Here is an 8,952-nt window from a genome sequence, read left to right as displayed (position 1 = left end):
TTACTCGGCGGCCTGCGCTTGCGCCGCGCCCAATGCCGTGCGGATGATGCCTGCATCGATGTCATCATGCTCGGCAATCACCACCAGACGCCCGATGCGGGCCTCGTCGGGTTTCCAGGCACGGTCGAACTGATGCCGCACCCGCGCACCCACCGCCTGCACCAGCAGGCGCATCGGTTTGCCCGTCACCACGGCATAGCCCTTGATGCGCAGGATGTTGTGATCCCGCGCCAGCCCTTCGATCGCGTGAACCAGATCGGCGGGATCACTCAGTTCGGGGATGTCCACCACGATGCTGTCAAAGTCGTCATGTTCGTGATCGTCTGCACCGTCGTGATGTGACGGGCGGGCCTCCATGTCATCTTCGGCGGCGGCTTCAAGACCCAGAATAATTCGCGGGTCAACGACGCCCTCGGTCACCTCGATCACCGGAATGGGGCGCGGGGATTCAGCGGCGATGATCGCGCGGGCCTTGGCCACACCCTCGGGACCGGCAAGGTCGGGCTTGGTCAGCAGGATGATGTCGGCGCAGGCGATCTGATCCTCGAACACCTCGGACAGGGGCGTTTCGTGATCAATGCTGTCATCTGCAAGACGCTGCGCATCCACCGCCGCGACATTGGGCGCGAACCGGCCCGCGGCAACCGCCTCGGCATCGGCCAGCGCAATCACGCCATCGACGGTGATCCTGGAGCGGATATCCGGCCAGTCAAACGCCTTCAACAGCGGTTTCGGCAGGGCCAGGCCAGAGGTCTCGATCAGGATATGGTCGGGGCGCGGATTCAGCGCCATCAGCGCCTCAATCGTCGGAATGAAGTCATCGGCTACGGTGCAGCAGATGCAGCCGTTGGACAGCTCCATGATATTCTCGGCCGGGCATTCGGGGATCGCACAGCCTTTGAGGATCTCTCCATCCACGCCAACATCCCCGAATTCGTTGACGATCACGGCAAGACGCCGCCCGCCGGGGTTCTGCATCAGCTGGCGCACCAGCGTCGTCTTGCCAGAACCAAGAAAACCGGTGATCACGGTGACGGGAAGTTTTGCAAGATCAGACATCAGAGGCCTCCAGCGGGGGAATGCGGGCAACACAGTTGCGCTTGAAATGTTCGGGGCGCTGGCGCCAGGGGATCAGCCCGTCGCCGGTCGCGTGATAGCGCAGCGCCCCGTCAAGGATCATTGCGGGGTCGCCAACCTCATCGACATTGGCGAACACATAGGTCCAGCGCGCCCCGCCCCGCAGGGCGATGGTGCAGCCGTGATCGCAGTTCTGCAGACAGTCCACCGGCGTCACGCGCAGCCCCACGGGCCGCTCCAGCCCCTCAAGGGCGTCGTACAGCGCCTGACCCGGGCGGCGGTCGCCCTCGGCCATCTCTTGTCCGCGTCGGCATTTGACGCAGACCAGCAATTCGGTTGGATGCTGCACTGACTCAGCCTGATCATTCATGGTCTTCGGCCCCATTTCTCATGGAACGCGCGCAATGGTGGCGAGGAGTCCCCGAAATCCAGAGTCACCCCGACACCGGAACACCCCGTCCGGTTTCGTCGTCATGTGATGGCAGGTCTCCCGGCTTGCGGATTTCAGGCCCTTTGGCCCTTTGGTTGCTCTGCCTTCCCAGCAAATGCCAGTGGCGTTGAACAGCCTTTCCGTTCACGGTCGCGGGGGCGGCTGTGCTTGATCGCAAAAAATCGCGGCTGCACATTCCCTTTTCACCTGCTACGCAGGCACCAACACAGCTGCAGTTGCGCCGAATGCAAAGGGCTTGTCAAGATGAAGGAAAAACCGCTTGTCCGATGATCTGAATGTCCGCCACGCGGAAAAAATGCGCAAAATCAAAATGGTGCGCGATAAGATGATGGCCACCAAGACCGACGAGAAAGGTCTGATCATGGTCCATACGGGCGCGGGCAAGGGCAAGTCGTCGTCCGGGTTCGGCATGATCATGCGCTGCATCGCCCATGGAATGCCCTGCGCCGTTGTTCAGTTCATCAAGGGCAACTGGGAAACCGGGGAAAAGATGTTCCTGCGCGAGCGCTTTGCCAAGGAATGCCGGTTCTTCGTGTCGGGCGAAGGATTCACCTGGGAAACGCAGGACCGCGAACGCGATATCGCCGCCGCACAAAACGGCTGGAAGATCGCACAGGAACAGATCCTTGATCCTGAAATCCAGTTCGTTCTGCTGGATGAAATCAACATCGCCCTGCGCTATGACTACCTTGATATTGACGAGGTCGTAGAGTTCCTCTTGCATCAGAAACCCGCTATGACCCATGTCTGCCTGACCGGCCGGAACGCCAAGCCCGAACTGATCGAAGCGGCCGATCTTGTGACCGAAATGAGCCTCGTCAAGCACCCTTTCCGCGATGGGATCATGGCGCAGAAGGGAATTGAACTCTGAGTGGCTTCTTTAGCTTTCTGTGCGGGCGCGGCGCAGAACCATCCCATCAGCGCCGGTGAAATGCTCTGTTTCACGATGAGATCTTCATCTCCTTATCGGTCTGAAGGCCATGGGGTTTCCCCCCAAATCAAGGGTATGGAGGAAATCTTTTCAGGTTACGCTGCCGATTGGGAGTTCGCTGCCGACGACAAAAGATAGCGCGTTCCGCACTCCATACCAAATGCGCGGCGTAAGCGACTAAGGGTCGCGTCGACCCTATAACTCTAACCGATGAATCACTTTTACAGCGCCATTTTGCTCATGTGCCACGCGATGTTCGAAACTGCGGCACGTTGGGCATCATTGCTCAGGACGGAACTGATCCAAATCAGATCGGTTGCCGAGAAATTCGCGAGCGTGTCGACAAGCTGCCGCAGTGTTTGCCTCAGAGCTTCTAAGTTTTTTTAGGCTCTGTTGATGGCTTGGATGCTCCCTCCCGACGGCATGGCAATGAGCCACTATGATAAGTGTTGAAGCCATCACAGAAGCAAGGAGCATCCATGTCCGAAGTTACTATTATCGGTGTCGACCTGGCAAAGCGCGTTTTCCAGTTGCACTGTGCCCACAAACACGGTTCGGTTGCGTTTCGTAAAAAGCTGTCACGAGGGCAATTGCTCGCGTTCGTGGCACAGCAGCCCAAATGTCTGATCGTTATGGAGGCGTCTGCAACGGCGCATGGCTGGGGCCGTGCGTTTGAGGCACTGGGGCCACGACGTGCGGCTAATTCCGCCGTCCTACGTAAAGCAGTTCATCAAGCGGCAGAAAAACGACATGGCTTATGCTGAGGCGATCATTGAGGCGGCGTTGCGTCCGACCATGTATTATCCGGCAGGCGATGCAAGCATCGCTGAGAGGGCGCTTTGTCGCCGTGAAGACGGAAGATCAGCAGGCCCGCGCCATGCTGTTTCGCACACGTCAGATGCTCCTTGGCCAGCGCACCCAGATGATCAATGCGTCGTGCTGAAAGCACGCCTTTTGGCGCGAGGCGCGGCCTCGTGCCGAAACAGCACTCAACGAGCGGGAAAGCACGGCTTGGGAAGACATCGAAGATGGGCCAGCGCGATATTCGCACGCTTCTGGTGTCCGGCGCCATGGCCGTCCTTCAGGCGGTTGAGCGGTTCGATACGCCGAAAAATGGCTGGGTGAAGCGCCTGGTGACCCGAAAGCCGTGCATGGTCGCTGCGATTGCGCTGGCAAACATCCCTCTCACACATGCAGGCATGTGTAGCCGGGCAATGGATGGCGCGTGGCCTCTGGGCAATGATAACGAAACAAGAGGACTACCTGAATCCCGTGGCGGAAATGGTCTAAGCGCGCAGCGTTTGCCAATCCGTCTTGGCACGTCGGGGGTATGAGGAGGTCATTGAGCAGTAAGGGCAAAGGATCGATCATATCCGGGTCAGAGAAAGCAGCATTTGCGCTGAAGCCAACGAGCTCGGTTTGTTGATATGCTTCTGATCCGCGCATCGCCATCCCGGCCAGCGGTCATGTCAGCGCCGCAGAGAAACGCCTGATACATGACCGCACCCGATCACACGCTCGAGCCGTTCAAAAACTAATTGCACCAACCGGCACATCCATACATGCGTAAATCAGCTGACGGACGGGGCTCCCCTTTCCCCAGATGGATTTATCCCACGGCTTTCATGACGGGAATGCCAAGGGCGGTGTAGCCGTTCTGGACGGCGATGCGCGCCTGAACCTCCGCGACCTGTCGGTCAAAGTCGCGTGCCATCAGGCACTGAGCCAGCAGCATTCACGGAATGCACCTTTGTCTCGACGCGGCTCCCGCGGTGGTATCCGCTCCAGTTCCGCCATAGTACCCGACCCAGATATTTTGATGAGCGCAACGCATCGGTCCTGGCGACGGCACTGACGGTGGTTGGCTTCCATGGCTGGGCATTTCGGCGTGGCGGAATGCTGCAGCCGCACCGCGTTCAGCGATGGCACTCATTATCGTATCTGCGCGTGTCGTATCCGCCATCCGCTGAGGTGCTCCCCAATTTCTGGACAGGATCTGCCGCTTTTTAAGCTCTTCTTTGCTCTTGCTGATCGGGTTGCGTGACTTCGGGTTGCAGTGAGTAAACCACCTCCGTTCGTCGGCCCGCCAAGGGTTTTAAGCGGGCGGCGGTGGTTGTAGAACTCCATCGGTTTTCGAACGACGACGCGGGCCTGAGGTCCGGCCTTCTAGGCATGCAGATAGACGCACTCGTATTTCAGCGTCCACCATAACCGCTTGATGAAGATGTTGTCCAGATAGCGGCCCTTACCGTCCATCCACTTCCCCGGCAGTGAATGTTTAAATGCATGAAAGGGGGAGATTGGGGCGCCCGAGCGACGCAGGTAGTCTGTGCAAGCGAAGGATGTGGACGGGAACCCCTGATCGTCGTTTGTGCTGTCCGGGGGGGCGAACCGATAGATTGCTTCGCTCAGCGCTTCGACGCAGAAGTCGGCGTCCAGCGTGTTTGATATCCTCGACGACAGAACCATTCGGATGTGCCAGTCCATGATCGCCACCAGATAGAGGAACCCTCGACGCATCCGTTGACCGGCAGGCGATTTGCAAAGCAAATCTGCCGAGAGGGGGCAGGTAGGTTATGTCGATGTACCAGACCTGGTTTGGCCGGTCCACACGCAGCGCTCGCAGCAGATAGGGATAGGTCTTGTGCCCTTTCGTCGGCTCGCTGGTGTTGGGCTTCTGATAAATCGGCATCAGGCGCATGAGCCGACGGATGTGCTTCTCGTTCGCCGCATGGCCCTCGTTGCCCAGGTGCCAGGTCATCCACTGTCCGGCAGTGTATTGCGCAGCGATGCATGAGAGGGGGACGAACGCCAAAGAAGAGCATCTTCAATAACTGCACCTAAATCAACCGCATCAGCGCGAAGTTCTGCTCCGTTTCTCTCTGCGGAATGTAGTTGAACGACGATCGCGGGATCGACAGCAGCGCGCACCGCTGACCGGTCGAGAGCTCCGGATGTTCGGGTTCGATCATGCCGCGCCTCACTTCACGCCCCAAGGCATCAGCATTCTTTCCAAAAAAAGAGCTGGCGGTCCCTGACTTGGTCTTCATCAATAACCGGTACCTTTCGACTTCCGCGCTCCAAAACACCCGACGCGCCATTGAGCAACGCAATTTTCCATTGATTGATTATCGCTGGATGCACGCCGAACCGGCTCGCCAGTTCCGAGACGGTCGCCTCACCTTTCAGCGCCTCATTCGCCTTGAATTCAGGGTGACCTGCCCCCCGGAAGCTCCCTTAGTCTGATGTAGAGTCTGCCCAACCTGAAGGAGCAGACGAGATGAGGAAAAGCCGTTTCACCGAAGCGCAGATTATCGGGATGATCAAAGAGCAGGGTTCAAGCGTTAAGCAAACGATCAAGGATCGTTTGTAGCGCCGAACGGTTTGCCGACGGCGGAGCTGTGCCGCAAGCACGGCCTGAGGCCTGCTACGTTCTACAAACTGAAAGCCAAGTATGGCTGGATTGACCTGTCCGATGCCAAGCGGCTGAATCAGCTCGAGGACGAAAACGCGAAGCTGAAGCGCCTGGTGGCAGATGTCATGCTGGACAACGTTGTTCTGAAGGATCTCTTGGGAAAGCCCTGACGACGCCGATGCAACGGTGGGTCAGGCATTTGACAATCACGGCTCAGCCAATTTTATGCGATATTTTTTTGCTGGATGCGCTCAGCCAGTTTCGCGAAACTAACCAAGATGTTTCATTCAAGATCATTGATGTCTGCATGGCTGAAATGCTGCATATGATCAGCGCGCGGCGCTGTAACATGGATTTTGGCATCACTCTGAATCCCGAGGCCAATTTTGACTCCACCCTGCCATTGACCCATTGCGAGACCCGCGGCATCCTGCGAAGGGGCCACCCTATGGGTGATTATGGCGATATTTCCCTACCCCAGCTGCGCACGGAACGGTTCGTCAATCTGGCCGAAGGAAGCCCGTTGCGCCACCTGATCCACAACAGGATGGACACAATCAACGTGCAGCGCGACATGTCACTGAGTTGCGCACTTTGCATGGAGTTTTCAAACTGGTTGAAAGCGGCCTCGGCGTTGCACCCGTGAATCCGGAGTCATTGTAATTGGTTGATCCCATGAAGGCCTGCGCGCACCGTCTGATTGCCCCAGTCACCTGGGAAATCGCACAATTCACCCCGCAAGATCGCCCACTCCGGCGGATCCGACAGGCTTTTTCCGACGTGGTGTTCCATGAAATAAACAAGCTCAAAGCCAGGGAGCTTGTCAGTTGAGCCAGCCACCATTTTGCCAGATGTCCGCTACCGGAACCTGCAGTGGGTCGAATCAAGGCTCCGCGAAAGCCCGTCTTTTCGGAAATCTTCGGCAGTTTCCAAACAGTGTAGGCGGAAATATCGTACGGACTGTCTGCGACGTTCCACTATAATGCCATCAATTCCCGAAGCTTGTTCAGGATTGCGGTTTCCTGACCATGGACAAAGAAATGCCCGCCATCGAACAAGTGCAGATTGCCTGGCGCCTGTGTTTCCTGCATCCAATCCGCAAGATGTGCGGTATTTACGTGCCTGTCGTTGCGGCCTGCAAAGACATGCAGCGCTGATTTGACGGCAGCTTCTGCACGGTAGCGATAGCGATACAACATAGCGAAATCTGCACGCAGTATAGGCAACACCAGCTGCATCAATTCCGTGTTTTCAAGCACTTCTCGCGGTGTGCCCCCCATCTCACGCAATCGGTCGATCAGTTGGGTGTCGCGAAGTTCATGCAGTGGCTCATGTACATGCCGCCCAGGCCAGTTGCTGCCGGAGACGACAATCAGGCGCGGCACCTGGATCTGCCTGAGCGTTGCGACACGCACAACCTCAAGCGCCAGCACAGCCCCCATGGAATGCCCAAAGAAGACGAAATCCTCTGTGGCTTCGGCATAGATTTCTGCGGCAATGGCTAAGGCTGTCTCCTCCAGATCAGTCGGAAGATCCTCTCCCATACGCTGGCCGCGTCCGGGCAGTTGAACCAACGACAGTTCAACATCTGTACCGATCGGCACCGACCATGGCAGGAAAAGCCGCCGCATTGCCGCCCGCGTAGGGAAACACATATAGCCGAGTGCGCGCTCCAGGTTTCGATATCCGCTGCAGCCATTTCCCAGTCATGTCGCACATTCGATGATCTGTCCCGTCGTCATCGTCACTTTGCGGTCATCCGTTTCGTAACAATCCAATTCAGAGGATATCACAGTCAACGCACTTTCCAATCAATGGAACAGATTGGTGGAAGCGGTGGCATTGACCGCTGATGAGGCAAGCTTTCGGTCTTGGTTGATGCCCGTTCCGAAAGGCTCAGCCGTCGATGCCAGTCTTGGTGTTCAGCTTTTACGCAAACAGACATCAGGCCGTCCGGCTTGCATTAGGATTCACATTGGTCGTCGCCAAAAACCACTCCAGCCTTATAATGTTTATCGGAGAGTGGCGTATCGGCAGTGGGCTTTGTTGATGCCATGGATGCGGCATTGATGTTGTGACCGGCCCCCGACGGCATCAATGTGCGAAGGTGGGTCAGCGACAATCCACAAAGGAGAAAGGTCGTATCGGAGATTATTAAGGTCGGGCTCGACCATGCGAAGGTTGTGTCCCAGGCGCTTGGGGCCGACCCCTCGGGCCCGGCGGTGCTGCGCAAGAAACTGAAACGGGATCAAGTCCTTGAGCTTTTCGGACTGCTGCCGTTCTGCGTCGTTGCGATGGAAGCCTGTGGCGGCACGCATTTCTGGGGTCGCGAGATAAGCAAGCTGAGTCATGAAGTGCGGCTTGTTCCGCCAGCCTACGTCAATCCCTTCGTGAAGCGCTGAACGGGATACCACGCTAGCAGCCGAATCGAGGCGAAGATGCGCTGCCTTAAAGCCTTTGGCGAGCGCATCGCCACCAAGGACCCGGACCGCCAGGCCTCAGAAATACACATCCGCATCGCCCTCATGAACCGCTTCTTCGCCCTCGGCACCGCCGAGATCGCTCGCGTGGCGTGACATCAGTTGGGAAGGGGGTAATCATGCCTCAAGCCTGAGTTCCGCAACATAGGTAACCGCCTCAAGCGCAAGAGGGATTTTGAAGCATTTTCTGACGCATTGTCGGGTACTGACATATGTCCCGCCTCATGATGCGCCCTCACAGATGTCGCGGGCCGGTATTGTGTTGGCGGATCAGGCTCCAAATCAACGCCGCGCACTCGGGGGCACTTTGTTGCAGGCTGTTTCCTCTGATCCCGTCTCACGACCGTTGCACCAAACGTCTCCTTGCCCTCTTTCGCTCTGAGGTCCTCGCGACCAATGGTCGGTTTCTGCTGCCACGACCGGAGACTGGTAGACGCTTCCCCGGGCCATCAGGGCCCAGACGATGCGCGCCATCCGTTGCCCGGCAACACGTGTTTGGATGTGTGAGAGGGAGCTTCGCCAGCGCCACCCGCACCAGTGATGAGCGACAACCACCATGGCCGGTGCCGACAACCAGCTTGGCCGGTGGGGCTGAACG

The 8,952-nt window shown here is 57.7% G+C and carries 7 protein-coding genes, 6 pseudogenes and 1 riboswitch; of the genes and pseudogenes, 7 read left to right on the top strand and 6 right to left on the bottom strand.

The features are described from left to right. Entirely contained in the window at nucleotides 1-1,059 is a 1,059-nt protein-coding gene (gene cobW, locus P775_RS03965; protein WP_099909744.1) for a cobalamin biosynthesis protein CobW, read from the bottom strand. Continuing rightward, nucleotides 1,052-1,447 carry a DUF1636 family protein gene (locus P775_RS03960; RefSeq protein WP_180287312.1) on the bottom strand — a complete coding sequence of 132 codons (396 nt, stop codon included), beginning with the start codon at nucleotides 1,445-1,447 and terminating at the stop codon, nucleotides 1,052-1,054. The genes cobW and P775_RS03960 overlap by 8 nt, the downstream gene beginning before the upstream one ends. A 93-nt stretch (nucleotides 1,448-1,540) precedes the next feature. Beyond that, nucleotides 1,541-1,748, bottom strand: a riboswitch (cobalamin riboswitch). A gap of 39 nt (nucleotides 1,749-1,787) precedes the next feature. Here P775_RS03960 and cobO point away from each other — a divergent pair. The 3 genes and pseudogenes from cobO to P775_RS29715 all read left to right on the top strand — a co-directional run bounded on the left by cobO (nucleotide 1,788) and on the right by P775_RS29715 (nucleotide 3,793). After that, nucleotides 1,788-2,399 carry a cob(I)yrinic acid a,c-diamide adenosyltransferase gene (gene cobO, locus P775_RS03955; RefSeq protein ID WP_099909743.1) on the top strand — a complete coding sequence of 204 codons (612 nt, stop codon included), beginning with the start codon at nucleotides 1,788-1,790 and terminating at the stop codon, nucleotides 2,397-2,399. Between the two features lie 539 nt (nucleotides 2,400-2,938). Further along, nucleotides 2,939-3,393 (top strand): annotated as a pseudogene (locus P775_RS29720) (transposase); the annotation flags it as partial. Then, nucleotides 3,389-3,793 (top strand): transposase, encoded by a 405-nt coding sequence (locus P775_RS29715; protein WP_425439879.1) that lies wholly within the window; start codon nucleotides 3,389-3,391, stop codon nucleotides 3,791-3,793. The pseudogene P775_RS29720 and the gene P775_RS29715, both read left to right, overlap by 5 nt. Nucleotides 3,794-4,068: 275 nt before the next feature. On the opposite strand, the pseudogene P775_RS28780 reads toward P775_RS29715, so the two are convergent. The 3 genes and pseudogenes from P775_RS28780 to P775_RS03940 all read right to left on the bottom strand — a co-directional run. Beyond that, a pseudogene (locus P775_RS28780) lies at nucleotides 4,069-4,447 on the bottom strand (transposase); the annotation flags it as partial. Nucleotides 4,448-4,628: 181 nt separating this feature from the next. Then, nucleotides 4,629-5,196 (bottom strand): annotated as a pseudogene (locus P775_RS29710) (DDE-type integrase/transposase/recombinase); the annotation flags it as partial. A 103-nt stretch (nucleotides 5,197-5,299) separates the two neighbouring features. After that, entirely contained in the window at nucleotides 5,300-5,512 is a 213-nt protein-coding gene (locus P775_RS03940; RefSeq protein WP_143520795.1) for a hypothetical protein, read from the bottom strand. Nucleotides 5,513-5,739: 227 nt separating this feature from the next. On the opposite strand from P775_RS03940, the pseudogene P775_RS03935 reads away from it, so the two are divergent. Together P775_RS03935 and P775_RS03930 are read left to right on the top strand one after the other, a co-directional pair. Beyond that, nucleotides 5,740-6,038 (top strand): annotated as a pseudogene (locus tag P775_RS03935) (transposase); the annotation flags it as partial. Between the two features lie 35 nt (nucleotides 6,039-6,073). Then, nucleotides 6,074-6,520 (top strand): LysR substrate-binding domain-containing protein, encoded by a 447-nt coding sequence (locus P775_RS03930; protein ID WP_180287311.1) that lies wholly within the window; start codon nucleotides 6,074-6,076, stop codon nucleotides 6,518-6,520. A gap of 331 nt (nucleotides 6,521-6,851) precedes the next feature. Here the strand turns inward: P775_RS03930 and P775_RS03920 are convergent, their stop codons facing one another. Then, on the bottom strand, nucleotides 6,852-7,529 hold the full coding sequence (locus P775_RS03920) for a thioesterase II family protein (RefSeq protein ID WP_099909738.1): 678 nt from the start codon (nucleotides 7,527-7,529) through the stop codon (nucleotides 6,852-6,854). A gap of 444 nt (nucleotides 7,530-7,973) precedes the next feature. On the opposite strand from P775_RS03920, the pseudogene P775_RS28415 reads away from it, so the two are divergent. Together P775_RS28415 and P775_RS27900 are read left to right on the top strand one after the other, a co-directional pair. Further along, a pseudogene (locus P775_RS28415) lies at nucleotides 7,974-8,273 on the top strand (hypothetical protein); the annotation flags it as partial. A 3-nt stretch (nucleotides 8,274-8,276) separates the two neighbouring features. Further along, nucleotides 8,277-8,450: pseudogene (locus P775_RS27900) on the top strand (IS5/IS1182 family transposase); the annotation flags it as partial. Nucleotides 8,451-8,952: the final 502 nt, after the last annotated feature.

Source organism: Puniceibacterium antarcticum, from assembly GCF_002760615.1.
Lineage (GTDB): Bacteria > Pseudomonadota > Alphaproteobacteria > Rhodobacterales > Rhodobacteraceae > Puniceibacterium > Puniceibacterium antarcticum.
This window is presented reverse-complemented; position numbering and strand designations above follow the sequence as displayed.

Excerpts from the sequence above, each read along its gene's own strand:
- P775_RS03960 (WP_180287312.1), bottom strand. The coding sequence starts at position 1,447 with ATGAATGATCAGGCTGAGTCAGTGCAGCATCCAACCGAATTGCTGGTC.
- P775_RS03920 (WP_099909738.1), bottom strand. The coding sequence starts at position 7,529 with ATGTGTTTCCCTACGCGGGCGGCAATGCGGCGGCTTTTCCTGCCATGG.
- P775_RS29715 (WP_425439879.1), top strand. The coding sequence starts at position 3,389 with ATGCGTCGTGCTGAAAGCACGCCTTTTGGCGCGAGGCGCGGCCTCGTG.
- cobW (WP_099909744.1), bottom strand. The coding sequence starts at position 1,059 with ATGTCTGATCTTGCAAAACTTCCCGTCACCGTGATCACCGGTTTTCTT.